The organism is Nodosilinea sp. AN01ver1, assembly GCF_050565655.1.
Classification (GTDB): Bacteria; Cyanobacteriota; Cyanobacteriia; order Phormidesmidales; family Phormidesmidaceae; genus Nodosilinea.
The window spans coordinates 195,102-220,851 of record NZ_JBNXVS010000003.1; the positions used below are offsets into that span (position 1 = coordinate 195,102).

General features: G+C 55.6%; 32 protein-coding genes. 18 read left to right on the forward strand and 14 right to left on the reverse strand.

What is annotated here, in order from left to right; genetic code table 11:
* Nucleotides 1-51: 51 nt before the first annotated feature.
* The 12 genes from rplX to rplC form a co-directional block, all read right to left on the reverse strand.
* On the reverse strand, nt 52-399 hold the full coding sequence (rplX, locus tag ACQ4N7_RS04965) for a 50S ribosomal protein L24 (protein WP_430710511.1): 348 nt from the start codon (nt 397-399) through the stop codon (nt 52-54).
* Entirely contained in the window at nt 399-764 is a 366-nt protein-coding gene (gene rplN / locus ACQ4N7_RS04970) for a 50S ribosomal protein L14 (protein WP_035991903.1), read from the reverse strand. The genes rplX and rplN overlap by 1 nt, the downstream gene beginning before the upstream one ends.
* A 9-nt stretch (nt 765-773) precedes the next feature.
* Complete coding sequence (gene rpsQ / locus ACQ4N7_RS04975; protein ID WP_430710512.1) at nt 774-1,025, reverse strand: 30S ribosomal protein S17; 252 nt, start codon at nt 1,023-1,025, stop codon at nt 774-776.
* A 16-nt stretch (nt 1,026-1,041) separates the two neighbouring features.
* Nucleotides 1,042-1,314, reverse strand: coding sequence for a 50S ribosomal protein L29 (gene rpmC, locus ACQ4N7_RS04980; RefSeq protein WP_430710513.1), 273 nt, complete (start codon nt 1,312-1,314; stop codon nt 1,042-1,044).
* A gap of 3 nt (nt 1,315-1,317) precedes the next feature.
* Complete coding sequence (gene rplP / locus ACQ4N7_RS04985; RefSeq protein ID WP_194056232.1) at nt 1,318-1,737, reverse strand: 50S ribosomal protein L16; 420 nt, start codon at nt 1,735-1,737, stop codon at nt 1,318-1,320.
* A gap of 73 nt (nt 1,738-1,810) precedes the next feature.
* Nucleotides 1,811-2,542, reverse strand: coding sequence for a 30S ribosomal protein S3 (rpsC, locus tag ACQ4N7_RS04990; protein WP_430710514.1), 732 nt, complete (start codon nt 2,540-2,542; stop codon nt 1,811-1,813).
* A 72-nt stretch (nt 2,543-2,614) separates the two neighbouring features.
* A complete protein-coding gene (rplV, locus tag ACQ4N7_RS04995; RefSeq protein ID WP_073609630.1) occupies nt 2,615-2,971 on the reverse strand; it encodes a 50S ribosomal protein L22 in 357 nt (118 codons plus the stop codon).
* Between the two features lie 24 nt (nt 2,972-2,995).
* A complete protein-coding gene (rpsS, locus tag ACQ4N7_RS05000) occupies nt 2,996-3,274 on the reverse strand; it encodes a 30S ribosomal protein S19 (RefSeq protein WP_035991915.1) in 279 nt (92 codons plus the stop codon).
* 65 nt (nt 3,275-3,339) lie between these two features.
* A complete protein-coding gene (rplB, locus tag ACQ4N7_RS05005; protein ID WP_430710515.1) occupies nt 3,340-4,203 on the reverse strand; it encodes a 50S ribosomal protein L2 in 864 nt (287 codons plus the stop codon).
* Between the two features lie 64 nt (nt 4,204-4,267).
* Nucleotides 4,268-4,573, reverse strand: a complete 306-nt coding sequence (locus tag ACQ4N7_RS05010; protein WP_194056238.1) for a 50S ribosomal protein L23 — start codon at nt 4,571-4,573, stop codon at nt 4,268-4,270.
* Nucleotides 4,566-5,198, reverse strand: coding sequence for a 50S ribosomal protein L4 (rplD, locus tag ACQ4N7_RS05015; RefSeq protein WP_430710516.1), 633 nt, complete (start codon nt 5,196-5,198; stop codon nt 4,566-4,568). Before rplD ends, ACQ4N7_RS05010 begins: the two co-directional genes overlap by 8 nt.
* 67 nt (nt 5,199-5,265) lie before the next feature.
* Nucleotides 5,266-5,901 carry a 50S ribosomal protein L3 gene (gene rplC, locus ACQ4N7_RS05020; RefSeq protein ID WP_430710517.1) on the reverse strand — a complete coding sequence of 212 codons (636 nt, stop codon included), beginning with the start codon at nt 5,899-5,901 and terminating at the stop codon, nt 5,266-5,268.
* Nucleotides 5,902-6,365: 464 nt separating this feature from the next.
* Between rplC and ndhN the strand changes: the two genes are divergently transcribed.
* The 15 genes from ndhN to ACQ4N7_RS05095 all read left to right on the forward strand — a co-directional run bounded on the left by ndhN (nt 6,366) and on the right by ACQ4N7_RS05095 (nt 18,382).
* A complete protein-coding gene (gene ndhN, locus ACQ4N7_RS05025; RefSeq protein ID WP_430710518.1) occupies nt 6,366-6,833 on the forward strand; it encodes an NAD(P)H-quinone oxidoreductase subunit N in 468 nt (155 codons plus the stop codon).
* 80 nt (nt 6,834-6,913) lie between these two features.
* On the forward strand, nt 6,914-8,239 hold the full coding sequence (gene ldpA, locus ACQ4N7_RS05030; RefSeq protein WP_430710519.1) for a circadian clock protein LdpA: 1,326 nt from the start codon (nt 6,914-6,916) through the stop codon (nt 8,237-8,239).
* Nucleotides 8,232-10,136 carry a R3H domain-containing nucleic acid-binding protein gene (locus ACQ4N7_RS05035; protein WP_430710520.1) on the forward strand — a complete coding sequence of 635 codons (1,905 nt, stop codon included), beginning with the start codon at nt 8,232-8,234 and terminating at the stop codon, nt 10,134-10,136. The genes ldpA and ACQ4N7_RS05035 overlap by 8 nt, the downstream gene beginning before the upstream one ends.
* A 151-nt stretch (nt 10,137-10,287) precedes the next feature.
* Complete coding sequence (psb27, locus tag ACQ4N7_RS05040; protein WP_430710521.1) at nt 10,288-10,689, forward strand: photosystem II protein Psb27; 402 nt, start codon at nt 10,288-10,290, stop codon at nt 10,687-10,689.
* Between the two features lie 182 nt (nt 10,690-10,871).
* Entirely contained in the window at nt 10,872-10,985 is a 114-nt protein-coding gene (rpmJ, locus tag ACQ4N7_RS05045; RefSeq protein ID WP_071527191.1) for a 50S ribosomal protein L36, read from the forward strand.
* Nucleotides 10,986-11,192: 207 nt separating this feature from the next.
* A complete protein-coding gene (gene rpsM / locus ACQ4N7_RS05050) occupies nt 11,193-11,576 on the forward strand; it encodes a 30S ribosomal protein S13 (RefSeq protein WP_194056254.1) in 384 nt (127 codons plus the stop codon).
* A 177-nt stretch (nt 11,577-11,753) separates the two neighbouring features.
* Entirely contained in the window at nt 11,754-12,146 is a 393-nt protein-coding gene (gene rpsK / locus ACQ4N7_RS05055) for a 30S ribosomal protein S11 (RefSeq protein WP_035991933.1), read from the forward strand.
* 62 nt (nt 12,147-12,208) lie between these two features.
* Nucleotides 12,209-13,156, forward strand: coding sequence for a DNA-directed RNA polymerase subunit alpha (locus ACQ4N7_RS05060; protein ID WP_430710522.1), 948 nt, complete (start codon nt 12,209-12,211; stop codon nt 13,154-13,156).
* A gap of 87 nt (nt 13,157-13,243) precedes the next feature.
* A complete protein-coding gene (rplQ, locus tag ACQ4N7_RS05065; protein WP_430710523.1) occupies nt 13,244-13,594 on the forward strand; it encodes a 50S ribosomal protein L17 in 351 nt (116 codons plus the stop codon).
* Nucleotides 13,595-13,670: 76 nt separating this feature from the next.
* Nucleotides 13,671-14,543 (forward strand): tRNA pseudouridine(38-40) synthase TruA, encoded by an 873-nt coding sequence (truA, locus tag ACQ4N7_RS05070; protein WP_430710524.1) that lies wholly within the window; start codon nt 13,671-13,673, stop codon nt 14,541-14,543.
* A gap of 71 nt (nt 14,544-14,614) precedes the next feature.
* Complete coding sequence (rplM, locus tag ACQ4N7_RS05075; protein WP_430710525.1) at nt 14,615-15,073, forward strand: 50S ribosomal protein L13; 459 nt, start codon at nt 14,615-14,617, stop codon at nt 15,071-15,073.
* Nucleotides 15,073-15,486 carry a 30S ribosomal protein S9 gene (rpsI, locus tag ACQ4N7_RS05080; RefSeq protein WP_430710526.1) on the forward strand — a complete coding sequence of 138 codons (414 nt, stop codon included), beginning with the start codon at nt 15,073-15,075 and terminating at the stop codon, nt 15,484-15,486. The genes rplM and rpsI overlap by 1 nt, the downstream gene beginning before the upstream one ends.
* A gap of 118 nt (nt 15,487-15,604) precedes the next feature.
* Complete coding sequence (rpmE, locus tag ACQ4N7_RS05085; RefSeq protein WP_430710527.1) at nt 15,605-15,856, forward strand: 50S ribosomal protein L31; 252 nt, start codon at nt 15,605-15,607, stop codon at nt 15,854-15,856.
* Between the two features lie 60 nt (nt 15,857-15,916).
* Nucleotides 15,917-17,020 carry a peptide chain release factor 1 gene (gene prfA, locus ACQ4N7_RS05090; RefSeq protein WP_430710528.1) on the forward strand — a complete coding sequence of 368 codons (1,104 nt, stop codon included), beginning with the start codon at nt 15,917-15,919 and terminating at the stop codon, nt 17,018-17,020.
* A gap of 66 nt (nt 17,021-17,086) precedes the next feature.
* Nucleotides 17,087-18,382, forward strand: a complete 1,296-nt coding sequence (locus ACQ4N7_RS05095) for a metallophosphoesterase family protein (RefSeq protein WP_430710529.1) — start codon at nt 17,087-17,089, stop codon at nt 18,380-18,382.
* Nucleotides 18,383-18,411: 29 nt separating this feature from the next.
* On the opposite strand, the gene ACQ4N7_RS05100 is transcribed toward ACQ4N7_RS05095, so the two are convergent.
* Nucleotides 18,412-19,158: a sulfite exporter TauE/SafE family protein gene (locus tag ACQ4N7_RS05100; RefSeq protein WP_430710530.1), complete on the reverse strand. Its 747-nt coding sequence runs from the start codon at nt 19,156-19,158 to the stop codon at nt 18,412-18,414.
* 315 nt (nt 19,159-19,473) lie between these two features.
* Here ACQ4N7_RS05100 and ACQ4N7_RS05105 point away from each other — a divergent pair, with 315 nt between their 5' ends.
* Together ACQ4N7_RS05105 and ACQ4N7_RS05110 are read left to right on the forward strand one after the other, a co-directional pair.
* Nucleotides 19,474-21,993, forward strand: a complete 2,520-nt coding sequence (locus tag ACQ4N7_RS05105) for a hypothetical protein (RefSeq protein WP_430710531.1) — start codon at nt 19,474-19,476, stop codon at nt 21,991-21,993.
* Nucleotides 21,994-22,683: 690 nt separating this feature from the next.
* Nucleotides 22,684-23,127 (forward strand): RNA recognition motif domain-containing protein, encoded by a 444-nt coding sequence (locus ACQ4N7_RS05110; RefSeq protein ID WP_430710532.1) that lies wholly within the window; start codon nt 22,684-22,686, stop codon nt 23,125-23,127.
* Nucleotides 23,128-23,333: 206 nt separating this feature from the next.
* Here the strand turns inward: ACQ4N7_RS05110 and ACQ4N7_RS05115 are convergent, their stop codons facing one another.
* On the reverse strand, nt 23,334-23,789 hold the full coding sequence (locus tag ACQ4N7_RS05115; protein WP_430710533.1) for an SRPBCC family protein: 456 nt from the start codon (nt 23,787-23,789) through the stop codon (nt 23,334-23,336).
* A 319-nt stretch (nt 23,790-24,108) separates the two neighbouring features.
* Here ACQ4N7_RS05115 and ACQ4N7_RS05120 point away from each other — a divergent pair, with 319 nt between their 5' ends.
* On the forward strand, nt 24,109-25,695 hold the full coding sequence (locus ACQ4N7_RS05120; protein WP_430710534.1) for a mechanosensitive ion channel: 1,587 nt from the start codon (nt 24,109-24,111) through the stop codon (nt 25,693-25,695).
* The last annotated feature ends 55 nt before the right edge of the window (nt 25,696-25,750 follow it).

Here is a 25,750-nt window from a genome sequence, read left to right on the forward strand (position 1 = left end):
CTGCTTTCCTGGGCTTGGTCAGGACTAGATTTCTAGAGTCGGCCAGTGGGCCTAGTCAATAATTTCTCCGGTCTTCTTCAGCATCCGCACTTTACGACCGTCTTCGGTAAAGGTGTAAGCAACCCGACTCGCTACTTTCTCTTTTTCGGAGTACAGCATGACGTTGGAACTGTGGATGGGAGCCTCTTGGGTCACAATTTGTCCCGACTCCCCTTCCTGCTGAGGCTTGATATGCTTGGTGCGAATGTTGACGCCTTGCACAATTATTTGGCTGGTTTTGGGAATAACGGTGAGGACTTCACCAACTTTGCCGCGATCGCGCCCAGCAATTACCTGAACCGTATCTCCCTTGCGTACGTGAACCTTATGGCGCACGGGTGTCTTAGATGTTGTTGCCATTAGAGAACCTCCGGTGCTAGCGACACAATTTTGGTAAAGTTCTTGTCGCGCAGTTCACGGGCAACCGGGCCAAACACACGGGTACCTTTAGGGTTGCCGTCCTGGTTGATAATCACAGCAGCATTGTCATCAAAACGAATGCTCATTCCACTGCTGCGGCGCAACCCCTTCTTAGTACGCACGACTACGGCCCGCACTACATCCGATTTTTTCACGCCCATGTTGGGTAGGGCATCCTTGACTACGGCGATGATTACATCCCCGACCCCGGCATAGCGACGGTTGCCGCCCAGCACACGGATACACATGAGCTTCCGAGCACCGCTGTTATCTGCCACGTTTAAGTACGATTCTTGCTGAATCACAATCTCCCCCTATGCGTCTGCCGCGCGATTAACAATGTCAGCCACCACCCAGCGCTTGGTTCGGCTCAGGGGACGAGTTTCAAGAATTCGCACTTGATCGCCTTCCTGGCAAGAATTCTCCTCGTCGTGGGCCTTGTAGCGCTTAGTGCGCACCACAATCTTGCCGTACTTAGGATGGGAGGTCCGACTTTCTACAGCAACTACGACGGTTTTGTCCATCTTGTTGCTGACTACCATCCCCACTCGTTCTTTAACCGCCATTTGCTTTACCTATTCCCTACACTGATACCGATTCTGTTGTGGCCGCTACCACTGCACTGGCCTGAGCCGCCGCCTCTTCGCCTAGGGCGGCTAGCTGACGCTCCCGCTGAACCGTCATCAGCTGAGACAGGCGGTGCCGAGCATGTTTAAACTGGTGGTTCTGCTTATCGAGCTGCCGAGTGGCTTTTTGAAAACGCAGTTGAAACAGTTCGCGTTTAGTTTCGGCGATCGCAGTCAGTAGCTCCTCGTCGCCGAGATCGCGGGCCTCTTTAATTTTTGACAGTGCCATTGCTTATGCCTCCTTGCTGTCGCGGGCGATGAACTTGGTTTTGAAGGGCAGCTTAAAGGCAGCAAGCCGCATGGCCTCACGGGCGGTCGACTCGGGCACCCCGGCAATTTCAAAGACGATGCGACCTGGTTTCACCACCGCGACCCAGAACTCGGGGTTACCTTTACCCGAACCCATCCGGGTTTCTGCCGGACGCATGGTTACGGGCTTATCGGGAAAAACGCGAATCCAGATTTTGCCACCCCGTCGAACATAGCGGGTCATCGCCCGACGAGCGGCCTCGATCTGGCGAGACGTCAACCAGCAGGGCTCAATTGCCTGGAGGGCAAAATCTCCAAAGTTAATATCGCTGCCCCGCTGAGCCATTCCGCGCATACGCCCGCGGTGCTGCTTGCGAAATTTAGTTCGTTTTGGACTAAGCATGGATCGGCACTCGTGAAGTCACAGGTCAAAAGCAATCAAAAATTGGAGCAATCAAAGCAACGTAGGGAAGGCTCTAGTCTTCGTTAGAGCGGTCCTCAAACTGCGGTCGGCGGCGGGGCTGTCGGCGGCGAGGTTGAGCATTGGGAACCGCCGGGGCCTCTTCTTGTCCAGGAATAATTTCGCCTTTAAAGATCCACACCTTGACGCCCAAAATGCCGTAGGTAGTTTGAGCCGTGGTGTAAGCATAGTCAACGTCAGCCCGCAAGGTATGAAGAGGCACTCGACCCTCGCGAGTCCATTCAGTACGAGCAATTTCAGCGCCATTGAGACGACCGCTTACCTGAATTTTGATGCCCTCAACACCGGCTCGTTGAGCCCGCTGAATAGCCTGACGAACTACCCGACGGAACGAAACCCGACGCTCTAGCTGCTGAATGATGTACTCCGCTACCAGAGCGGCATCAGCATCAACCCGATTCACCTCAACCACGTTGACGCGAATCTGACGACTGGAGTCTTTGAGCAGTTTCTGCACGCCCACACGCAGAGCTTCAATGCCAGCGCCGCCGCGACCTACGACCACTCCAGGGCGAGCCGTTCGCACTTCAAGATCAATCTGGTCGGCCTTACGCTCAATGCGAATGTCGGCAATGCCAGCATTGCTCAACGTCTTTTGAACATACTCGCGAATGCGGTAGTCTTCCTGAAGCAGGTCAGGATAGCGAGTTCCCTCGGCAAACCAGCGAGAGCGGTGCTCTTGAACCACGCCAAGGCGAAACCCGGTTGGATGAATCTTGTGTCCCACGAACTAACCCTCTGGAAATTGGTGCTTGAACAACTGGTGTTTGAACGGCGGTATCGATCTAGCGAACGCCCACTACTCGGCAGCCGGAGCTACGGCAATGGTGATGTGACAAGTTGGCTTGCGAATTTGGTAGGCTCGCCCCTGTGCTCTAGGACGGAATCGCTTTAGCGCTGGACCAGCATCGGCAAATGCTTCGCTCACTACCAACCCAGCAGGGTCAAGTCCGTTGTTGTGTTCAGCGTTGGCAACCGCCGAACGCAATACTTTAATAATGGGTTCACAGGCTTTGTAGGGCATGAACTCTAGAATGATGAGCGCATCCCGATAGCTTTTACCGCGAATTTGGTCGAGCACTCGACGCACCTTCCGGGGCGACATGCGCACGTAGCGGGCCACCGCTTTAACCTGCTCTGAGGTATCTACAGCCATTTCTCCAGTTCCTCTACCTAATACCTAACGACGAGCTTTTTTATCGGTCTTAGCGTGGCCGCGAAAGGTTCGCGTGGGAGCAAACTCGCCTAGCTTATGGCCCACCATCTGCTCAGTGACGTAGACCGGCACATGCTGGCGGCCATTGTGCACCGCGATGGTGTGACCAATCATTTGGGGCAAGATTGTCGATGCCCGTGACCAGGTTTTAATCACCTGCTTGTCGCCCTTGGTGTTGAGGGCTTCAATTTTAGAGAGCAAGTGATCGGCCACAAAGGGACCTTTTTTCAATGAGCGAGACATGATGCTTCAGCGCCAATAACAGTTCAAGAAACAGCCAACCGAGACACACTGGTTGTCGGCAACGCCTAGGCGTTACGACCGCCGCGCCCCCGCTTCGACACACGACGACGACGACGGACCACGTACTTATCGCTGTCTTTGTTTTTCTTGCGGGTTTTGTAGCCTAGAGCCGGCTTACCCCAAGGGGTAACCGGACCAGAGCGTCCAATGGGAGCCCGGCCCTCACCGCCGCCGTGGGGGTGGTCGACTGGGTTCATAACGCTACCCCGAACCTCGGGACGGCGACCCAACCAGCGCTTGCGGCCTGCCTTACCCAAACTGACGTTGCGAACGTCGGCGTTACCTACCTGGCCAATGGTGGCATAGCATTCGCGGCGTACCATGCGCACTTCGGTGGAAGGCAACTTGAGGGTGACGTAATCGCCTTCTTTAGCGACTACCTGAGCCCCAGCTCCAGCCGAGCGCACCATTTGTCCGCCCTTGCCAGCCTGCATCTCAACATTGTGCACCGTCGTGCCCAGGGGAATCTTGTAGAGAGGCAAAGCGTTGCCGACCTCTAAGGGCGCGTCCGGCCCAGAGATGACCGTGCTGCCAACGGCTAGCCCGCCGGGAGCTAGGATATAGCGCTTCTCGCCGTCTTCGTAGTGAAGCAAAGAGATGCGAGCATTGCGGTTTGGGTCGTACTCAATGGAGGCTACCTTGGCAGGAATGCCTAACTTATCGCGACGGAAGTCAACGACGCGGTACAGACGCTTATGACCACCACCGCGGTGACGACAGGTGATTACTCCGCGATTGTTGCGCCCTTTTGGACGATGCTTCGACTTAGTCAGCGACTTTTCAGGTTCACTGCGGGTGATCTCGGCAAACTCGGAAACAGTTCGCTCACGAGTACCAGGGGTATAGGGTCGGTAGGAACGGATGCCCATGGGATTACTTGCTGGCTACACGGCTAAAGGTCGGACAAGTGAAAAGCTCAACTCTGCCAACCCGTTAAAGGTCGGGGAAGAGGGGAATGGAATCGCCAGCGGCTAGGGTGACCACAGAGCGCTTGTAGTGGGGACGATTACCTACAAAGCGACCCATCCGGCGCTTTTTCTTAGGAGGGTTGTAGGTATTGACCGCAACCACTTTGACATCAAACAACTCTTCGATCGCCGCCTTAATTTGCAGCTTGTTAGCGCGGGGGTCAACTTCGAAGACGTACTGATTGTTCTCCAGCAGGAGCGTGGCTTTTTCGGTCACCAGGGGCCGACGGATTAGATCAGCCAGAGATGGGGTGTTGGCGGCATTAATCACTGTAAACCTCCTGGATGGCCTCAAGGGCTGGGGACGTAATTACGAGATGGTCAGCGTTGAGCAAGTCGTGAACATTGAGATTGGCGGCGGTAATTAGCTTGACGTTCTCAATGTTGCGGGCCGATAGATAAACTAATTCTTGCCGTTCAGCAATCACCAGCAAAATTTTGGCGTTGGGGTCAATGCCCCAGCGATCGATCGCATTGAGTAGTTCGCGGGTTTTGGGCCGGGAAAACTTATCCTCAAACCCTTCAACCACCACCAAATCGTCAATTCTGCTTTGAAGAACGGTACGCAGGGCAAGCCGCCGCTCTTTGCGGTTCATCTTGACGCTGTAGTCACGCGGCTTGGGGCCAAAAATTACGCCACCACCACGCCACAGGGGAGAGCGGTTAGACCCAGCGCGAGCCCGTCCCGTTCCTTTTTGCCGCCAGGGCTTGCGACCACCGCCCCTAACCTCAGCCCTAGTTTTGGTGGAAACTGTGCCCTGTCGGGCATTGTTCATTTGCCGCACCAGGGCGCGATGGACGATATGAGAGGCAGTCTCTGCTTTGGCAACCTGAAGATCTAGGGATGCCGTACCCGCCTCTTCGCCCTCCCAGTTTTTTACAACGCACTCAACCATTGTCTGAACCTATCTCTTAAAAAGCTCTGAATGCCTAGAGGCCGAACCGTCCGCCGTCTGCTGAGACCTAAGCCTTAACCCATTGGGCTGGGGCAATGCTCAGCAACCCACCGGGCTTGCCGGGGATAGCGCCTTTGATCAACAGCAGGTTGCGATCGCTGTCTACTCTCACTACTTCTAGCTTGCGAATGGTCACCTTGGTATTGCCGTACTGACCGGCCATACGCTTGCCGGGGTAGACCCGACCAGGGGTGGTACCTGCACCCGTAGAACCCGGCAAGCGATGGTTTTTAGAACCGTGGGCCATCGGACCACGGCGGAAGTTGTGGCGCTTTTGATAGCCAGCAAAGCCACGACCCATGCTCTTGCCGGTCACGTCTACTAGTTGACCAGCCGTAAAGGTTTCAGCCGTGACCGTCTGCCCTAGCTCAAAGCTATCGGCAGCCTCTACCCGATACTCCTTCAGGTGACGCAGGGGAGCGCTACCAGACTTGGCGAGGTGGCCCAGCTCAGGCTTATTTAGCTTTTTCTCAGTCACCTCATCAAAGCCAAGCTGAATGGACGCATAGCCATCGGTGTCTTGAGTCTTGACTTGAGTGACTACACAGGGGCCAGCCTGCACCACCGTAACGGGGATAGCATTGCCTGCCTCATCGAATATCTGGGTCATGCCCAGTTTTTTGCCAAGAATACCGACTGCCACAGTCCTGTCTCCCTATTAACACACTACGAAATGCGCAGGACTCTCTTGAACTGAGAGCTTTGCGCATCTACAACGACATCAACTTTTGAACGCCCCACACTGGAGAAACTCACCGGGGCGAGTGGTACCGATACAACCGGTCACAATTCAAAAGAAAACCAGCTTGGTCTGAATGGTGAGGCAAACTCCTAGCCAAACCCGCAAACACCAGAGGTGGCGCGGCATCAGAACAGCTAAATGCCAGGACTTGGGCAGCTCTTTGAGCCACTCAGTATCCTTTTTGTCGGCGATTTACTATGGTACATTCCCAACCTGAATCTGTCTATACCTTTCGTTGAAAAAGTTTTCTGAGCGCAGAAATCTCTCTGGCCAGCGGACAAATCCAGGCGACTGGAACTCAAGGCTGACGTTACTCTGCCCTGAGCACAGTACAATAACACCTGTATTGTTTGGCTGAGGGCACTATGGCGCTGCTGACAACGGGTAAACCCTTCATCAAAGCTTTGGAAAGCAACGGCGCGATCGCCGTGCGCATGCCTTTAGAAGGCGGGTTTGAAGGCCGCTACGAGCGCCGCCTCAAGGCCGCTGGCTACGAAACGATGAAGCTGACGGCCCGCGGTCTAGGTGATCTATCGTCTTACCTGACGGCTGTTCACGGTGTGCGCCCGCCCCACCTGGGCAAAAAAACGGTGGGCAGCGGCGCGGCTGTGGGCTATACCTATTTCATTCCCCCAGCCTTGACCTATCGATTGGAGTCGGTGTCACCTAAGGCCAAGGGCATGGTGCTCTGGCTGATAGAGGGCCATATTCTGTCGCACCAGGAGCTGTCTTACCTGGTTAGCCTGCCCGGCATTGAGCCTCGGACCAAGGTGGTGGTCGAAGTAGGTGGCGATCGCCAATTTAGCTGGGAGCCACTAGCCAACTTAATCTAGACTACCCCAGCTTCTAAGCCAGCCTGCACATCTGAACTACTTTAGAAAAGCTGGATGTCTCTGTCAGGACCTGCCCCTGCATGGATAGTGAAACTGCCCCTGGGACCGCTGCCGGGAGCTATGCTGTAGAAAACTTGTTCTCCTCTCCCTACCGATCGCTACAGGTGGGGAACTGGGTCAAGCTGATCTGCGGTGCCAGCTACCAGGACATGCCAGCCGTACGGCGCTTAGCCATGCTCTATGCTCTGGCTGGGGTCGACTGCATTGACGTAGCCGCCGACGGGGCCGTGGTGACTGCGGCTCGCCACGGCCTGGAGGATGCGGTATGGCTAGCTGGGCACTTGGGCGATCGTGCGACGTCTCTAGAGACTCGCAATGTGTCCGCGTTGAAAAGTCGCGGTCTACCCTGGCTGATGGTCAGCCTCAACGACAGCGAGGATCCCCATTTTCGCAAGGCGCACTTCGATGCTGCTCATTGCCCGCCCGGCTGCGATCGCCCCTGCGAAACCGTTTGCCCCACCGCCGCCATTCAGTTCCAGTCGATCAATCAGAGCGGAGTTAAGCCAGATCTCTGCTACGGCTGCGGTCGTTGCATTACCATCTGCCCGCTAGACAACATCGAAGCGCGGTCTTACCTGGCTCGGCCAGAGGCGTTTTCTGAAGAACAAGTAGCCCAAATCGATGCGGTTGAGGTTCATACTCAGACCGGCCATCAGGTCCAATTTCAGCGACTCTGGCAGCGGCTTCAGCCCTGGCGACCTCACCTCAAGCTAATCTCCATCAGCTGCCCCGACCACGATCAGGTGGTGCCCTATCTGCAAGACCTCTACAACATAATGGCTCCCCTGGAGGTGCCGCTGATCTGGCAGACCGACGGCCGCCCGATGAGCGGTGACCTAGGCAAAGGCACGACCCATGCCGCGATTCGATTGGCCCAGAAGATTTTACAGGCTGGATTACCGGGCTACGTGCAACCCGCTGGCGGCACCAATGGCTACACTGTAAGTAAGTTGCTCGATCTCGGCTTGATAAACAACGCGCCTTCTGCTTCTTACTCAAACTTTCACCCTAGCGGCTTGGCATTCCCCCAGAGCGGTGGGATGGTCGGCCATAGCTCTGGCTTAGTCCACAAAACAATTTCGGGTATTGCCTACGGTAGCTATGGGCGATCGCAAGTGCTACCACTGCTCGATGCCATCGACCACGAACTTCAGCCCTGGTTAGAAAACGCTTCTCTAAACCAGCCTTCTGGTGGTCAACAGGTTAATCCTGAGTCTGACGCAGCCCTCGTTGCCCCTTGGCAGCGACTTGACGACAGTGCCCTAGGTCAGGGGTTGGCGCTAGCCCAGCAGCTAGTGGGCCAACTCAAGATGGATAGACATTTTTTGCCAGCACGGTATGGTTAGCTATAGCGACAGTGACCGCGTAAGTAACGAAACACACGATGGATTGGGCAACGATGCCCCTGCTAAAAGCCCCGCTAACGACATTTCTGCTACTACTCATCATCTTGCCGTGGACTTTTTACCCACTCAACCTGAAGGGACAGCCACTCACCAGCCTGCCCCTGCCCAAGCCCCCCCTATCGATGATTTAGATCAGCTGCTGAGCATTTTGCCGCCTGCGATTCGCCTGCGGCTGACTCAGCACCCTCAACGCCAAAACCTAATTGAGGTCATTCTAGATCTGGGCCGTTTGCCCGAGGCCCGATTCTACAACAGCGTTGAGTATTTGTCTGAGGAACCTGTCACCCACGTCGACCTGGACCACTGCATTAAACGAGTAGGTACCTTTGGTGGCGACAACCGCGCTGGCATTGAGAAAACTTTGCACCGGATTAGCGCTATTCGCAACCGGTCTGGTGAAGTTATTGGCCTCACCTGCCGCGTGGGCCGGGCTATCTTTGGCACCATCGGCATGATTCGCGACCTGGTCGAAACGGGACGCTCCATTCTCATGTTAGGCCGTCCCGGCGTCGGCAAAACTACCGCTCTGCGCGAGATTGCCCGCGTTCTAGCTGATGACCTGCAAAAGCGGGTGGTCATCATCGATACCTCCAACGAGATTGCCGGGGATGGCGATATTCCCCATCCGGCCATTGGTCGCGCTCGTCGCATGCAGGTAGCCCGCCCCGAAGAGCAGCACCGGGTGATGATTGAAGCGGTGGAAAACCACATGCCCGAAGTCATCGTCATCGACGAAATCGGTACCGAGCTAGAGGCGCTCGCCGCTCGCACGATCGCTGAGCGGGGGGTACAGCTCGTTGGCACTGCCCACGGCAATCGGCTTGAAAACCTGATTAAAAACCCTACCCTCTCAGACCTGATTGGCGGTATTCAATCGGTCACCCTGGGGGATGAGGAAGCCCGCCGTCGAGGCAGCCAAAAGAGTGTGCTGGAGCGCAAAGCGCCCCCCACCTTTGACATTGCGGTAGAAATGCTGGAGCGCCAGCGCTGGGCTGTCCACGACGATGTGACAGTCACCATCGACAATCTACTGCGGGGGCGTCAGCCCGGCCTGCAAATTCGCACGGTAGATGAAAACCAGAAAGTGGTGATCACCCACGAGCTGCCTGGTTCAGGCCGAGAGGTCGCTAAACCCTCCCGGTCGGGTCTGGGTTGGCGAGCGGCAGGGCAGATGGTACCGCCTACGGCTAGCTCTGCTGTTGCTCAACGCACGCTGAGCAACGGTAGGACTGTTCGCCCCCTTGGGCAGGCTTTTCACCCTGAGGCGACTACAGACCCCCTGTTTGCTCATCTGCTAGATACGGTCGATGACGGCGATATCGTTGGTCCTAACGGGGAAGACGCCATGCGCCTCTATCCCTACGGTCTTAGCCGTCACCAGCTAGAGCGGGTGATTCAGACCCTGCACATGCCGGTGGTTGTTACTAAGGATCTGGATAATGCGGATGCGGTGCTGGCGCTGCGATCGCACGCCAAAGCCCAGGCCAAGCTCAAACATATGGCCCAGGGGCGGCAAATTCCGGTTCATTTGGTGAAGTCCAACAGCATTCCCCAAATTACCCGCGCCCTACAGCGGCTGCTGGACATGGACGACAATCCCGCTGCCGTCGATTTAGAGCTCTTTAGCCACAGCGGCGGCGACGACGAGCTAGAAGCTTTGGAAGAAGCTCGCCTGGCGGTGGAGCAAATTGTGATTCCAAAGGGGCAGCCGGTGGAGCTACTGCCGCGATCGGCCCGCATCCGCAAAATGCAGCACGAGCTGGCCGAACACTACCGGCTTAAATCCCTCAGCTGTGGCGAAGAACCCAACCGGCGACTGCGTATTTATCCAGCCTAAGGCAGAGAGGCTGCATCAAAACCCAAAATACTATGGCCACAGGGCGCTATAGAATAAGAGCACCGAAACGACACCAGCGCTGCTTTCGCGCAGGACTCAGTGCCTATTCTTCAGGGCCTATCGTTCGGCCTGAACTCTTTCAAAGAAGCCTATGAAATCCTTAATTGCTCGTCTTTTTGCCCTGGTACTGGTGGCCGTCGTTGGCCTAACGGGGTGCAGTGCAGGCACTAGCGGCATGCTGACTGGCGACTACCGCCAGGATACGCTGATGCTGGTGGATAGCCTCAGAAATTCGATTGAGCTGCCTGACGACGACCCGGCAAAACTTGAGGCTCAGGCCGAGGCTAAAGCCGTCATCAGCGACTTTGCCTCTCGCTATCGCCGAGACGCTTCAGTCGCTAACCTGAGCTCGTTCACCACCATGCGGACCGCGCTAAACGCGATCGCGGGGCACTACAGCAGCTACCCCAACCGCCCCCTGCCCGAGAAGCTTAAAACCAGAGTCGAGCAGGAACTCAAACAGGTAGAATCTGCCCTTAACCGAGGAGCCTAGAAACCTGCGAGCAAACTGATTAATTAGCTGAAACCGCCGGTAGGCGGTTTCTTTTTGGCCATAACCCTCACCCTCGTCGTCACGCCGAGTCAGTGACCCCGTAGCGCAGGGCAAAATTTGTAATTGACGGGTTGGCATCAGTTTGCTAGCATAGCAATTCTGTAGTAAAGTGCGAGTTGGACATGAAAGTCCGTGCGTCTGTGCGCAAGATGTGTGATAAGTGCCGTGTTATCCGCCGCCGCGGTCGGGTCATGGTGATTTGTTCAAACCCTAAGCATAAGCAACGGCAAGGGTGATGTTTAGTGCTTCAGCTTCTTCCTGCTGAGAAGAGCTCAAGTGCCAAACAGGTGATGAACAAATATAGATGATTACGTTGGCTGAGATAGTTTGTCTTAGTCTTTAGGTAGAGCTTTCTGGGTCTGGGCAGCAGTCTAAGTCAAGTTACTGGGTTAGCCGCTACTGGGCTGTTTGGTTAGAACCAAGTATTGGGGGAGATAGTTAAGGTGGCACGGATAGCAGGCGTGGACTTACCACGTGACAAACGAGTTGAAATTGGCTTGACCTACATCTACGGTATTGGCCTTACCCGCTCTAAGGAGATCCTGGCTAAAACTGGGGTCAGTCCTGATGTGCGGGTTAAAGATTTGACGGACAGCGATGTGGCCAAGCTGCGGGACTCTGTCGAAAGCGATTACCAGGTAGAAGGTGATCTGCGGCGACTTGAGAACATGAACATCAAGCGCCTCATGGATATTGGCTCTTACCGGGGTCGGCGGCATCGGGCTGGTCTACCCGTCCGTGGCCAGCGTACCCGCACTAATTCTCGCACCCGCCGAGGCGGCACTCGTCGCACCGTTGCTGGTAAGAAGAAAGCGCCGCGGAAGTAGAGTTAGTCCTACTTCTCAAACTCCCAGCTACCATTGGAGGGTTGAGGCATGTAAAGCTCGCTGACCTTTGTGGCGAGTTTTTCCGACTGTTTAGCGGTGCTTGCTGATTTCGACGGCTCACCGACAGCTACGTGATTTAGATCTAAGTTTCCTTGAATTGAGTTTAGTGACAACGCTATGGCCAAACCAACCCGAAAGACCGGACCTCGCAAGAGCAAAAAGAACGTTCCCAGTGGGGTAGCCCACATTCGTTCAACCTTCAATAACACCATCGTGACCATCACCGATCAGTCGGGGGAGGCAATCTCCTGGGCCTCGGCAGGATCCAGTGGGTTCAAAGGAGCAAAAAAAGGCACTCCTTTTGCGGCTCAGACAGCGGCAGATGGTGCTGCCCGACGAGCCATGGACCAGGGTATGCGCCAGATCGAAGTCATGGTCAGTGGGCCAGGAGCCGGACGTGAAACGGCCATTCGTGCCCTACAGGGAGCAGGCCTAGAAATTACGCTGATTCGTGATGTTACTCCTATTCCCCACAACGGCTGTCGGCCACCCAAACGCCGTCGAGTCTAAAACGTTAGGAATTTAGCTCCATCGGTGGATAGGGTATTGCGAGGTTTAAGGGAGGCAGGATTTTGGCACAGTTTCATGTTGATTGCGTAGAGTCTGTCGTTGAAAGCGATCAGAGTCAGTACGGTCGGTTTGTAATTGAACCCCTGGAGCGCAGCCAGGGAACAACGGTAGGCAATGCTCTACGACGAGTGTTGCTCTCCAACCTGGAGGGCATTGCAATTACAGCCGTCAGAATTGCTGGGGCCACCCATGAGTTCTCCACTATTGTTGGCGTCCGAGAAGACGTTCTCGACATTCTCCTAAATATGAAGGAGATTGTTCTGCGGAGCTATTCTAGTCAGCCTCAAATTGGTCGTCTGCTGGTTCAGGGGCCAGCCCGAGTCACCGCCGGGCACTTTGAGCTGCCCTCGGAAGTTGAGGTCGTTAACCCTGAGCAGTATGTGGCGACCGTTGCCGATGGCCACACCCTGGAGATGGAGTTCAGAATTGAGCGAGGTCAGGGGTATCGGGCTGTGGAGCGCAGCAAAGACGACACTACGGCGCTTGACTTCATTCAGATTGATTCTGTCTTTATGCCGGTCAAGAAGGTCAACTACACCGTTGAGGAGGTAGTTGTCTCTGGTTCTATGCAGCGTGATCAGCTGATCATGGATATCTGGACCAACGGCAGTATCACCCCTCAGCAGGCGATGAGTCAGGCCGCCGATATTCTGGTCAGTCTTTTTGTACCGCTAAAAGACGTCACCCTTGAGCCTAAGTTTGACGAAGAGGTTAAGGAAGAAGACCCGAACAATCAGATTCCTATTGAAGAGCTGCGGCTTTCGGTGCGGGCCTACAATTGCTTAAAGCGCGCCCAGATCAACTCGGTGGCGGATTTGCTTGACTTCAGCCAGGAAGATCTGCTGGAGATCAAAAACTTTGGCCAAAAGTCTGCTGAAGAGGTAATCGAAGCTCTTCAAGAGCGTTTAGGGATTACCCTGCCTTTGGAAAAGGCTTCGAAAACGGCTTAAGACGAGGGTTGATGTGGGGCCAACCCTAGCATCTTCCGTTTTTTCCTGTGTTGCTTTTAATTTTGTTGTTCATCTGAGTTCAGTACCATGCGTCACCGTTGTCGCGTTCATCAACTCGGGAAGCCTGCAGACCAGCGCAAAGCTCTGCTTCGCTCCCTCACTACGGAGCTAATCCGTCACGGTCGAATTACGACTACCAAAGCCCGGGCTAGAGCGGTGCGCGAAGAGGCTGACCGCATGATTACTCTGGCTAAGGATGGTTCGCTTTCAGCTCGTCGGCAGGCTCTGGGCTATATCTACGATAAGCAGCTCGTGCATGCTCTATTTGGGCAAGCCGCTGAGCGCTACGGCGATCGCAACGGTGGCTATACCCGTATCGTCAAAACCGTTCGCCGTCGGGGCGACAATTCCGAAATGGCCATTGTTGAGCTGACTTAAGCGTCTCTCAAAATTTACTTAGTTCGGCTCCTGTGTCCATTTGCTTTCTGTCCCTGTCCCTCCCTGTCCGTGTCCCATGGAGAAGTCATCACCCATACAGCGCAGTCTGGAGAGCCAGCCCGCCGAGTTTGCCCTGGCAATTCAGCGGGTTGCTTTGGTGGTGCAGTACGTGGGCACTCATCTACACGGCTGGCAGTGGCAGCCCAATGCTCGTACTGTACAGGGCGAGATCGAGGCTGCAATTCGCTCAGTGCTAGGCTACGACGTGCGCCTCAGCGGCGCAGGGCGCACCGACACTGGTGTTCACGCGGCCGCTCAGGTCGCCCACTTTGATGCACCGGGTTTTATTCCGGCACACCGCTGGGCTGATGTGCTCAACGCCCGTCTGCCTGACGATGTCCTTATTCGAGCGTCAGCCACAGTACCCGATACCTGGCATGCCCAGTTCTCGGCCTGCTGGCGGCGCTATCGCTACACCTTTTACACCGGACAGCGACCCAACCTGTTTGTGCGCCCCTTTGTATGGCACTACTACCGCCAATACTTAGATCAGGGCAAGATTCAAACGGCGTTGGATGCTATGGTTGGCCATCACGACATGACCGCTTTTCATCGAGCCCGATCGGGCAAAAGCCACTCCTGGGTTGACCTTCAGGTTGCTGAATGTCGTCGTCAGGATACCTTCCTGACCGTTGAGCTTCAGGCTAAAGGCTTTCTGTACGGTATGGTACGGCTGATCATGGGGCTAATAGTGAAGGTGGGCATTGGAGAATTATCTCCGGCGGAGTTCGGCCAGCTTTGGCAGCAGCGCCAGCGTCACCGCGTTAAATATGCCGCCCCAGCTCAAGGATTGTGCCTGCTCCGGGTCGGCTACGATGATGTTCCCTTTGCCCCGGAGGTCTGGTTTGACACCCAGCCCCATTTTTTCTGGGGGTCAGCTGTGGCCTAAAGTCAGTTCAGGTTTGATTAGATCGTTTGTTTCATTAGTGTGGTTCATCCAAGAAAGGCAGCTCAAGCGCTATGACTACTAAGACCTACATTCCCCCCCACGATTCTGTACAGAAGCAGTGGCACGTAATCGACGCTGAAGGTCAGCGCCTGGGACGGCTGGCCACTGAAATTGCCACTATCTTGCGCGGCAAAAACAAACCCACCTTTACACCTCACATGGACACGGGTGACTTCGTCGTTGTGGTTAATGCCGAGAAAGTTGTGGTTACCGGTCGTAAGGCCAGTACCAAACTCTATCGCCGCCACTCCGGTCGTCCCGGCGGCATGAAGGTAGAAACTTTCGATAAACTTCAGGCCCGCATTCCTGAACGCATTATTGAGCAGGCTGTGAAGGGTATGCTGCCAAAAAATTCTCTAGGCCGTAGGCAGTTCACCAAGCTCAAGGTGTATGCCGGGCCAGAGCATCCTCACCAGGCCCAAAATCCTGAAGTTCATATTGTAAACACCATTCCTGGAGAAGCGAAATAATGCAGGCTACCGATCAATCTCAACAGGCTGTGTACTGGGGCACTGGCCGCCGCAAGACATCGATTGCTCGAGTGCGCTTAATTCCTGGCAACGGTCAGTTGGTTATCAACAAGCGTCCAGGCGACGATTACTTGCAGTTCAACCCGGCTTACCTAAATGCTACTAAGGCTCCCCTAGAGGTACTGGGTTTGGAAAACTCCTACGATGTTTTGGTTAACGTCAAGGGCGGTGGGCTAACTGGTCAGGCTGATGCCATTCGCCTTGGGGTCGCCCGAGCGCTGTGTGAGCTTGACCCTGAAAACCGTAAACCGCTGAAGGTTGAGGGCTATCTCACCCGTGACCCCCGCGCCAAGGAACGGCGTAAGTACGGTTTGAAGAAAGCCCGTAAGGCACCTCAGTTCTCCAAACGCTAGATTTATTACGTGTGGTTAGTCTGCTCTGTGGAAGGTACTGAATCTATCTCAGCTCCCTATTGCCAGAGCTTTCTAACCAATCTCGTCTGTTTTTGTTAACGTTTTTTAACCGATCATCATGGCAAAGTCTGAAATTCATCCAACTTGGTATCCCGAAGCCAAAGTGTTCTGCGACGGTAAAGAAATTATGACCGTGGGGTCGACTAAGCCTGAGCTACATGTAGATGTCTGGTCTGGGAATCACCCCTTTTACACTGGCACCCAAAAAATTATTGACACTGAGGGCCGAGTGGAGCGCTTTATGCGTAAGTACGGCATGACCGATACGTCTGCCGCTGCCACTGAGGATAAAGCTGCCGACAACGCTTAGCTCACTCTGCTGTAGCACTTAGAGTAGATATTCTGGCTAGACGGCAGATAAGAGGACATCATGGCTGAGGCGTACTTAATTGAAAAACTCAACTCTGTGGAGCAAACGTTCCAGGAGCTAACGCGGAGACTGGCTGACCCTGATGTGGCTAAGGACCCCGATGAGTTTCAGCGTATTGCCAAGGCTCGCTCCTCGCTGGAAGAAACCGTAACCACTTACGATGAGTGGAAAGCTACTGAACAAGAGCTAGCAGGCGCGCGGGAAATCTACAAGGAAGCAAACAGCGATCCTGAGATGAAGGAAATGGCGGCCCTAGAGGTACAAAGCCTAGAGGAAAGGCTGGCGGAGCTAGAAACTCGTCTCAAGATTTTGCTGTTGCCCCGCGATCCTAACGATGACAAGAACATCATGTTGGAAATTCGGGCTGGCACCGGCGGGGACGAGGCCAGCATTTGGGCGGGCGATTTGGTGCGGCTCTATTCCCGCTATGCCGAGGGCCAGGGCTGGAAGGTGAAGCTACTCAGTGAATCTACCGCCGATATGGGTGGCTTTAAAGAGGCGATTTTGGAGATTGCGGGCGATCGCGTCTACAGCAAGCTTAAATTTGAGGCTGGGGTGCACCGAGTGCAGCGAGTGCCGGTGACTGAGGCGGGCGGGCGCGTCCATACCTCTACCGCTACTGTGGCGATTATGCCTGAGGTGGACGATGTGGAGGTGCAGATTGACCCTAAGGATATTGAGCTGACGACGGCGCGATCGGGCGGTGCTGGCGGCCAGAACGTCAACAAGGTGGAAACGGCAGTGGACCTGTTCCACAAGCCGACGGGCATTCGAATTTTTTGTACCGAGGAGCGATCGCAGCTGCAAAACCGCGAGCGAGCAATGCAGATTCTGCGGGCCAAGCTCTACGATATGAAGCTGCGGGAGCAGCAGGAGGCCGTGTCTTCCATGCGCAAGTCGCAGGTCGGGACGGGGGCGCGATCGGAGAAAATTCGCACCTACAACTACAAAGATAATCGAGTCACCGACCATCGCCTCAACCAAAACTTTACCCTCACCCCAGTGCTGGAAGGGGATGTTGATGTGCTGATTCAATCGTGCATTAGTCGGGACCAACAGGAGCGACTAGAAGAACTAGCTGCTGAGTCATCTTCTCCGGTGTAGGTGCTAGCCTGGGTGAGTTGCGCTGGCCTGGCAGGCCAGTCTTTAGCTGTTGCCTGAGGAAAGCGTATGGCTAAGTTTCTCCACATTGCCGATATTCACCTCGGGTTTGACCGCTACGATACTCCAGAGCGCACCAAAGACTTTTTTCGTGCTTTACAGACGGTGCTGGAGCGCTACGCCATCGAGGAAAGGGTCGATTTTGTAGCGATCGCGGGCGATCTGTTCGAGCACCGAAACATCAAGCCTGCTACCCTCAACCAGGCCCAGGTCTGCCTTCAGGCCCTGAAGAATGCCGAAATTCCGGTGCTGGCGATCGAGGGCAACCACGACAATCGCCCCTACGGTACCCGCACCAGCTGGCTCAAATACCTGGCGGAGTGGGATTTACTCAAGCTGCTGGAGCCCAACGACGGAGCCGATGCTGAAAATCGCCTGCCCCCCTGGGACGAAGCCACTCGCTCTGGGGCCTATATTGACCTGCCCTGTGGGGTGCGCGTCGTGGGCTCAAACTGGTACGGTGCTACCGCTCCCCGCGCGATTGAGCTGCTGTCAGGGGCGATTCGCGAGCTGCCCAATGGCCCTGATTACACGGTTTTGCTCTTTCACCACGGTCTGGAGGGACAAATTGCTCGCTACGCCGGAGCGCTGCGCTATAGCGAGCTGCTGCCGCTCAAAGATGCTGGGGTAGACTACCTCGCCCTGGGCCACATTCATAAGAACTACACCGCTGAGGGCTGGGTGTTTAACCCCGGCTCGCTGGAGGCGAACAACGTAGAAGAAAGCCGTTTTCAGCGGGGCGCTTACCTGGTCAAGCTGTCGCCCCAGGGCATTGACGCACAGCTGCAAACCGACTACTTTCAGCGCCCCATTGTGCGCCTGGAGGTGGTAGCTAAAGGCCATGAGAGCTTAGATGCGCTGACCCAAATGGCGCTGGATAAGGCGATCGCGGCTGCCGCCGAGCATCAGGGCGATACGGCCCCTATTCTAGAGCTGAAGATTACGGGTCAGGTAGGCTTCGATCGCCTGGAGCTAGATACGCGCCGCCTTCAGGAGAGCATCAAAGCGGCTAGCAACGCGCTGGTTGTTCTGGTCAAATACGATGTGGAAGACGTAGCTTACCAAACGCCTTTGAGCGAGGGCCAAAACCGGGCTGAAATTGAGCAATCTATTTTTGAGGATATGCTCACGGCCCACCGCGACTACAAAGCTCGGGCTCCAGAGCTGGCTCGGGGGCTAACCGACCTCAAAGATCGTCAGCTGGCTGGGGCCGATGAACTCGATCTCTATGGGCTGGTAGAAACCCTGCTGGGTCTTGATGATGCGATCGCCGCGCCACAGCCGCAGGCCGCATCTCAGGAATAAGCTGCAGGATACCCTGCCCCGACTGTGGGTCACATAAACCAAACCGTGAAAAAGTGTCGCTGCTGCCAGATCATAGCCACACCGCTAACGGCGACAAAGGCAAAGACTAGCTGCCGAAACTGCTGGGCCGATAGTTTTGCGAGCACCTGCTTACCCAGCCAGTTAGCCGGTATGGCCCCTAACCCAATTACGAGCCCGTAGGCTAAGTACTCCCCATTCAGGCTGCCAAAAGCGGCGTAGGCAAGCAGCTTAACGAGATGCAGCACCGCCTTATTAAAGGCTTTAGTCGCCACCATGGCTTCTTTTTCTAGCCCGTAGTTGAGGTACAGCGGGTTCATAATTGGGCCGGTGCTGCCAACCAGCGCCGAGCCGATGGCGTTGACCAGAGACAGCGGCAAAAAATACCAGGCCTGAATTGTGAAGCCGCTCTCTCGGGCAGGCAACAGGTCGTTAACGACCATGACCAATAGCCCTGCTCCCAGCAGTAGCTGTAGACCCTCGACGTGAATTTGAGTTAGCCCATAGGAGCCGAGAAGAGCGCCTATGGTGGCACCCGGCACGTACCATATGGTTACGTTCCAGTCGATGTCACCCCAAAACACTAACCCCCGCTGCGCATTCCCAATCAGCAGCCCGGTGGTAATAACAGGGGCTACGGCCTGTGTACCCAGCAGCAGCGAAATCATGGGAATCAAAATAAATGGGCTGCCGCCCCCTGCCAGCATGCTGAGAAACCAGGCCAGAAAACTGGCCACAAATAAGCTCAAGGCGATCATAGGTTGCGGCAACACTGTGACTAGGATTTTAGTCTAGGCAGCGACCATGCTCCTCAGTCGCGGTGTGCTATCCCACGGGTGACAGCGCTAGCCAGCAAGTGCAAAATATATTCAGGTATTTCAGCTCTGGCCGGGATACTGCTGGGGCGCGATCGCCATGTCCAGTATTTCGCTGTTATCATCTCCTGACTCAGGCGGCGATGGCTATATCCCCAACTATTTAACGTCTAGGCGCAGGCCAACAGAAACAGATAGGGAATAGTTGGTTATGCTTGAGCTTTTCTCCTCCTGCTTTTCTAGTTTTGATAGTGGCGTATGGCGCAGCCCATAGACTCCAATTCTCAAGCCTCTGGTTCTAAGCATGCCGGGAAACTGTCGGTTGAGGCCTTTTACCAACAGGCGATCGCAGCCTTTAAGGCCCAGGACTACGATCTGGCCCTGAGCCGGTTTCAGCGCCTGGAGCAGCTACCGACGACATCGCCCTACTACCTCAAAGCCCTGATGGGTCGAGTGCGGGTGCACCAGCGCCTGGGCCAGGATGATCGGGTCAAACGACTCTGTCACCAGCTACTCGACAGCCCTTCACCACAGGCTCGGCAGTGGGCTCAGCAGGTTCTGAACCCGTCTCAATCGGCGGCGATCGCTACTGAGCCAGGCGCTAGTACCCCAGACGCTAAACCGCCAGCTACCGCTGGGGCAGACTTGAGTGGCTTTGTTCCCTTAGATCATGCCAAGAACTTGTCGCAGCGGCCCGCCGCCGCCCAGCCGCCTACGCCTACCCCCTCCGATCAGCTTGTTAGACCGGCTCAGCCCGTAGCCCAGGACGTCGCTGATTCGGCTCAGCCCACGCCGGTTCAAGATGCTGCCGAGCCTGAGGTGCGATCGCTATTTCACTACCAGCAGCTCAATCAGCAGCCTGGCGCAGAGCCGCAAAGTACACAGGCACGATCAACCAGAACCTCCCGTGCGGCATCCCCACTATCGTCGCCAGTTGAGCCGGCTGTGCCGGTGCCAGCCGCGCCGCCGACTGGGCCTCAGCAGGTTCGAACCCAGCGCCAGGTGCCTTTACCAAAGCGCCCCCTAGCCCTGTGGCTGGGCCAGGGGCTAACGGCGATCGCCCTGATCTGGGTCATTAACTGGGCCTTGCATTTCACGTTAAGAACCGTAGACAAACTGCTGCGCTGGGTGTCCTGGCCCGTGCAGCTGAGTCTGCCTGGCGCTTATCAAAGCTATACGGTTTGGGTTGTTGTTGGGCTGGTGCTGCTGGCGCTGGCTAGCCCCTGGCTCATGGATCGGTTGCTGGCGACCTGGTACCGCCAGCGCCCCCTATCAATTCGTCAGCTGCAAACCCACAGCCCGGGGACGCTGCGCCTGCTGCGGCAGGTGTGCCGTCAGCAGGGATGGCCAATGCCAGAACTGCGGCTAATAGCCGACTCGGCACCCCTGTGCTTTAGCTACGGCTGGCTGCCTCGCAACACCCGAATTGTGGTTAGCCAGGGTCTTTTAGACCAGATGTCAGATCAGGCTCTGACCACGTTCTACAGTTACGAACTGGCCCGAATGGTCAACGGCAGCCTGCCGGTGCTGTCAGCCGTTGGGCTGCCGCTGCTGCTGCTGCACACGGGGTACTACTGGCTAGCCCAGAGGGCAAATGCTCTCAGTCAGCCGCCAATTCGGAGCCTGCTGGGCAGCGGCGCAGGTCTTTTCTATGGCCTGTTTTGGCTGCTGCGACAGGCTGTACTGTGGCTGTCGCGACTGTGCGGCCGCTGGGGCGATCGCCGCGTTGTGGCCCTAACCCAGCACCCCGATCAGACCATTGAGGTCATCGTGGAGGCGACGGCTGCGATCGCATCCTACCTGCAACAGCACGGCACCCTGCACCCGCTCCACACCAGCTTAGAGGTCCTGATGCCGGTCAGCAGCCGTCAAGCGGTTACCCCAGGTCGGCTGCTGGCGGATTCAGAGGGCGTTGGCCCTGGGGGGCCGGTCTCCGACCATCGCGCGGCCGTACTCAGCACCCTGTTAGCCGTAGATAGCTTTAACCCCTACCGTCAGTGGCTGTGGGTCAACGCCTGCCACGAACCGCTGGGTGAGCGGCTGCTCTGGTTTCATCAGCAGGCACTCCTGCGGGGCCAACCTGGCCTCACTCTTCAATTCGAGTCACCTCAGCAGCCCCCCTTAACGGCAATGTCACTTCCCCGGCTGCTGCTGCAAAAAGGCCCCCTGGCAGGTCTGGTAGCCGGTGGCGGTTTGGCTATGAGCCTCTGGTTTATAGGAGGAGTCGTCAATCGGCTGGGTTGGCAGCGCCTGAGCTGGCTCTACCAGGACCCCAGCATTTTAATCGGCGGGCTGTGGCTAGGGCTGGGGTTAGGCTTGCTGCTGCGCATCAACGTGCTTTTTCCAGAACCCACGCTAGCCAGGCAGCCGTCTGAGAATAGCGTAGCTACCCTGCTGCATCATCCCTCACCCTTACCAGTACAAGGACAGCCGGTCAACCTGCGGGGCAAGCTGCGGGGTATGACCGGAGCCGGCAACTGGGGCTGTCAGGAACTTTACATCGATGACTCATCGGGGCTGGTAAGGCTAGCTAACCCTGTACCGCTGGGAACTGTACAGGGCTTACTTCAGCCTCACACCCATCCAGCCAACTGGATAGGCCGAATGGCGACGGTTACCGGCTGGAGCCGCTACGGTGGCGGCATGCTCTGGGTAGATATTGACCAGGTAAAAATTGATCAGCGCCACAGCTTCTCTACCTATGGCCCCATCTGGGCCACTCTAATTAGCCTGGTCAGCAGCAGCATCGGTATTCTGACCATTTTTAGAGGCGGCTAGACGACGTAGTGTAAAGCAATGTTGCAGTAATCCCCCCGCAGGTGTTACATTAGTTTACAGAAACACATGCCTGAATTCCCTGACCGCTCGACGAGTTGGCCTAAGGGGGGTCTTAGGTACTGGGTTCTCCTACTCTCAACACAGCAAACAAACCAGCCCTTGTTGGCTGGTTTTTATTTAAGGCTAAGTTTGAGTTCACCAACTTAGCCAGGCAAGGGGCAATACCGTGTTACCTTGATAAGTGATGTAATTAGCTGGTGAAACTCTGACTTAGCCAGGTAGGGTGCTCGACATTACCCAATGGGCTGAAAGTGGCTCTCTCTTGGGAGAGATGACTAAATTAAGCGGCTTTTGTGATGCTTAAGCTACCTGTCATAAAACTCCTCAATAGGGCGAGATAGGTACTCATTATTCTCTGCTCCTAATTTATGTTCAGGTGTTGACGATTTAGCAATGAATTTGGGCGGGTTCCAGAGCCGGAATTTGTTAAGCTACTAAAAGACTTACATTTGAGATTTTTGATGCAGCCTGGTTGGTATTGTTATGTCAGAGTCTGCAATCTTAATAGTAGTTGGTTGAATTAGCAACATTGTAAACAGGTGGCCGTTGGCCTAAACCCAAATTTGATTCGGCAAGGTTATCGATATCGATTCATTTGCCTTTAGTTTTAGAACACCAGAGGTATCTCAAATGTCAATTCGCCTTTACGTTGGCAATCTTTCTAAAGACCTAGAGCGGCAGGAGTTTGAAAACGCTTTTGCTGAGTTTAATGCCGATCTAGTCTCGGTAAAGCTTATTGCCGACAAAAAAACCGGAAAATGTCGTGGGTTTGGGTTTGTCACCGTAAAAACTGACGAAAAGGCCGACGAAATCGTAGAGAAATTGAACGGGCAGGTATTGGCGGATATGCCTCTCAAGATTGAAAAGGCTCTGCCCCGTACCAAGCCTGAGGGCGAAGCAGACACGCGCCCTAGCGGTGAAGCTAGCGGCAAGCGCTCCGGTAAGGGGGGTGGCGCTCGCAAGACTACGACAGCAGCGACCACTAGCAGTGGTGCTGTTCAGCCTGATCCACGCTGGGCAGGAGAGCTGGAGAAGCTCAAGCAGATGCTGGCCGCTCAAACTACCTCTAGCTAGATAGATGTCAAATCTATAGGTTGTTCTGGGCCGCAGAGACTTATTGCTCTGCGGCTTTTGCGTTGATCCGGTCGCTAAAGACCTGTTGCGCTGGCCCGGTAGCTGGGGCCATTAACGGTAGCTGAAAAGCGTATTGATGAGACGTTACCAGGCGCGAAAGCGTTCTACCCAAGCTGACTCGGGTTATACCTCCTAAAACCTTGGAGCTAGCAGTAATTTTCCAAAGTCTCGGCCACCTGTTTAAGGCGACGTAGCTGAGCGGCCATATCGCGTTTTGTCCAATCGGCGGCAAACCAGTTGAATCCAGCCTGCACGACTGGATTAGACATTTCAAATTCAAAGCGATTTAGCAGGCGGGTACTCGCTCCGTCGGGGCAGCACTCCCAGCGATCGCGACCGTCAAAAAAACCTTGAAACGACCACACTATTAGCCCTGGGGCTCGCTCGACCACCGTGCTGATCAGGGTGGGTTGCTTAAAGGGCAGCTGAATCATAAACCGGCTCTGGGCACCTACATCGGTACTCCATTGCCCGATGGGTTCGCAGCGAAGGGCGGGGTTGAGCCAGCGATGCATCAGATCGAGGTGAGTCAGACATTGCTCGACATCGGTAGCGCTAGCGCGCACAGAAATACTGTGTTCAAACACGTGACGGGTAGACATCCTGACGGTCTCCTGAGAGAATCAGCCCGGGCGGCGGTACGGGAACATTTCCTCGGCGATAGCTATCGTACCGAACCTTGGCAGTCTTATGTCTCTGGGTTGATGCGGTAGTCTGCCTACTCAACTAAGCTGGCGTGGGCGGTTTGTTTCCTGTAGTGAATAGCCATTGTCGAGATCGCGCAAGCTGCCCCCATGCACGATGCTCTTTTTCATCACGCTCTCATCTACAAGGATCATGATTGATTTTTTCTCATTAACGCTGCTCCAGGTGTCACAGCCTGGAGCTGAGCCGGACTATAGTGAGCCTTTAGCCAATCCGGTGACGTCTCCCAATCGTTTTATAGAAGAAGCCACTACCAGGTTGGGGCAGTTTTTACCCAGCTTGCTTGGGGCGATCGCAGTACTGCTGCTGGGCTGGCTGATCGCAACCCTGGTAGCCCTAGCCGTACGTAAACTTCTACGCAGTACCAATCTAGACGATCGATTGGCAAATTGGGCGATGGGTCGCCCGGCAGACAGCCCGGTACAGGTTGAGAAGTGGGTCTCAACGGTGGTGTACTGGGTTATTTTTCTCTTTGCCATCATAGCGGCGCTGAACGTCCTCAACCTGGCTGGGGTGTCGGCACCGCTCAACAACTTTTTAGACCAGATCTTCCTCTATTTGCCTCGCATCGGCGGAGCCTTGCTGCTGCTGGGCGTGGCCTGGCTGACGGCAACCCTGGTGCGATCGCTGGTCGTCAATGGCCTAGGGCGGTTCAACCTAGACGATCGCCTGGCCGAGCAGACCGGCGTAGAGCGGGGCAGCAGCCCGATCGTTTTAAACGAAACCATCGGTAACGTGCTGTACTGGTTTATTCTGCTGCTGTTTATTCCGCTGATTTTAGGCACCCTGCAGCTGCCCGGTCTACTAGCGCCAGTGGAAGGCCTGATTAATTCCTTCCTCCAGGCCATTCCTCGGATTGTAACGGCGGCTATTGTGCTTGCCATTGGCTGGGTGATCGCCCGCATTGTGCGCGGTGTGGTAACCAATTTGCTGCTGGCTGCTGGGGCCGATCAGCTAGGCCGTCGCATGGGGCTTCAATCTACTAGCTCGACTGCGACCGGAGGTATGTCCCTGTCGAGCCTGGCAGGGACCGTGGCCTACGTGCTGGTGCTGATACCGGCTGTGGTAGCTGCCCTGAACGAACTCGATATTGAAGCCATTTCGGCTCCCGCCGTTTTGATGCTGGAGCAGGTGCTGGCCGCCATTCCTCAGATCATTATGGCTGGAGTAGTCATTGCGGCGGCCTACTTTGTCGGGCGCTTTGTGGCTGATCTGGTCACAAGCCTGCTGCGAGGGGCAGGCTTTGACAACATTATGGGCATTCTCGGTCTGCCAGAACTAAACCTGGGCAGCGGAGCTACGGTACAACCTGGCCTTGATGCCGAAGGCCGCCCGATCGCATCTGTGCAGACCCCAGGCCGCACGCCTTCAGAGCTGGTGGGCATTATCACCCTGGTTGCGATCGTGCTGTTTGGCGTGGTCACGGCCACGGAAATTCTCAACTTTGCCGGTCTGACAGACATGGTGCGCGCCATTTTGCGAATTGGGGCGCGAGTGCTGAGCGGCGTAGTGGTATTTGCGATTGGCCTCTACCTGGCTAATCTGGCCTTTCGCCTGGTCAATTCGATGGGTTCTGGGCAGGCTAGGATTCTGGCCCAGGCGGCTCGCATTGCCATTTTAATCTTTGTTGGCGCGATGGCTTTGCAGCAGATGGGAGTTGCCCCAGATATTGTCAACCTTGCCTTTGGGCTACTGCTGGGGGCGATCGCCGTGGCGATCGCGATCGCCTTTGGCCTGGGCGGGCGCGAGGTTGCCGCTGCCGAGCTGCGCGAGTGGCTGGTCTCCTTTAAGCAGCGCCAGTAGCTACAACCGCATAATTCAACCGCATCAGGTCGGGGACTGGGTCTCCGGCCTGATG

Excerpts from the sequence above, each read along its gene's own strand:
- rpmJ (WP_071527191.1), top strand. The coding sequence starts at position 10,872 with ATGAAAGTCCGTGCGTCTGTGCGCAAGATGTGTGATAAGTGCCGTGTT.
- prfA (WP_430710528.1), top strand. The coding sequence starts at position 15,917 with ATGGCTGAGGCGTACTTAATTGAAAAACTCAACTCTGTGGAGCAAACG.
- ACQ4N7_RS05105 (WP_430710531.1), top strand. The coding sequence starts at position 19,474 with ATGGCGCAGCCCATAGACTCCAATTCTCAAGCCTCTGGTTCTAAGCAT.
- rplM (WP_430710525.1), top strand. The coding sequence starts at position 14,615 with ATGACTACTAAGACCTACATTCCCCCCCACGATTCTGTACAGAAGCAG.
- rplD (WP_430710516.1), bottom strand. The coding sequence starts at position 5,198 with ATGGTTGAGTGCGTTGTAAAAAACTGGGAGGGCGAAGAGGCGGGTACG.
- rplX (WP_430710511.1), bottom strand. The coding sequence starts at position 399 with ATGGCAACAACATCTAAGACACCCGTGCGCCATAAGGTTCACGTACGC.
- rplQ (WP_430710523.1), top strand. The coding sequence starts at position 13,244 with ATGCGTCACCGTTGTCGCGTTCATCAACTCGGGAAGCCTGCAGACCAG.
- ACQ4N7_RS05095 (WP_430710529.1), top strand. The coding sequence starts at position 17,087 with ATGGCTAAGTTTCTCCACATTGCCGATATTCACCTCGGGTTTGACCGC.
- rpmC (WP_430710513.1), bottom strand. The coding sequence starts at position 1,314 with ATGGCACTGTCAAAAATTAAAGAGGCCCGCGATCTCGGCGACGAGGAG.
- rpsS (WP_035991915.1), bottom strand. The coding sequence starts at position 3,274 with ATGTCTCGCTCATTGAAAAAAGGTCCCTTTGTGGCCGATCACTTGCTC.
- ldpA (WP_430710519.1), top strand. The coding sequence starts at position 6,914 with ATGGATAGTGAAACTGCCCCTGGGACCGCTGCCGGGAGCTATGCTGTA.
- rplP (WP_194056232.1), bottom strand. The coding sequence starts at position 1,737 with ATGCTTAGTCCAAAACGAACTAAATTTCGCAAGCAGCACCGCGGGCGT.
- rpmE (WP_430710527.1), top strand. The coding sequence starts at position 15,605 with ATGGCAAAGTCTGAAATTCATCCAACTTGGTATCCCGAAGCCAAAGTG.
- ndhN (WP_430710518.1), top strand. The coding sequence starts at position 6,366 with ATGGCGCTGCTGACAACGGGTAAACCCTTCATCAAAGCTTTGGAAAGC.
- rpsI (WP_430710526.1), top strand. The coding sequence starts at position 15,073 with ATGCAGGCTACCGATCAATCTCAACAGGCTGTGTACTGGGGCACTGGC.
- ACQ4N7_RS05115 (WP_430710533.1), bottom strand. The coding sequence starts at position 23,789 with ATGTCTACCCGTCACGTGTTTGAACACAGTATTTCTGTGCGCGCTAGC.
- truA (WP_430710524.1), top strand. The coding sequence starts at position 13,671 with ATGGAGAAGTCATCACCCATACAGCGCAGTCTGGAGAGCCAGCCCGCC.
- rpsQ (WP_430710512.1), bottom strand. The coding sequence starts at position 1,025 with ATGGCGGTTAAAGAACGAGTGGGGATGGTAGTCAGCAACAAGATGGAC.
- ACQ4N7_RS05100 (WP_430710530.1), bottom strand. The coding sequence starts at position 19,158 with ATGATCGCCTTGAGCTTATTTGTGGCCAGTTTTCTGGCCTGGTTTCTC.
- rplB (WP_430710515.1), bottom strand. The coding sequence starts at position 4,203 with ATGGGCATCCGTTCCTACCGACCCTATACCCCTGGTACTCGTGAGCGA.
- ACQ4N7_RS05110 (WP_430710532.1), top strand. The coding sequence starts at position 22,684 with ATGTCAATTCGCCTTTACGTTGGCAATCTTTCTAAAGACCTAGAGCGG.
- psb27 (WP_430710521.1), top strand. The coding sequence starts at position 10,288 with ATGAAATCCTTAATTGCTCGTCTTTTTGCCCTGGTACTGGTGGCCGTC.
- rpsK (WP_035991933.1), top strand. The coding sequence starts at position 11,754 with ATGGCCAAACCAACCCGAAAGACCGGACCTCGCAAGAGCAAAAAGAAC.
- ACQ4N7_RS05035 (WP_430710520.1), top strand. The coding sequence starts at position 8,232 with ATGGTTAGCTATAGCGACAGTGACCGCGTAAGTAACGAAACACACGAT.
- rplV (WP_073609630.1), bottom strand. The coding sequence starts at position 2,971 with ATGGCTGTAGATACCTCAGAGCAGGTTAAAGCGGTGGCCCGCTACGTG.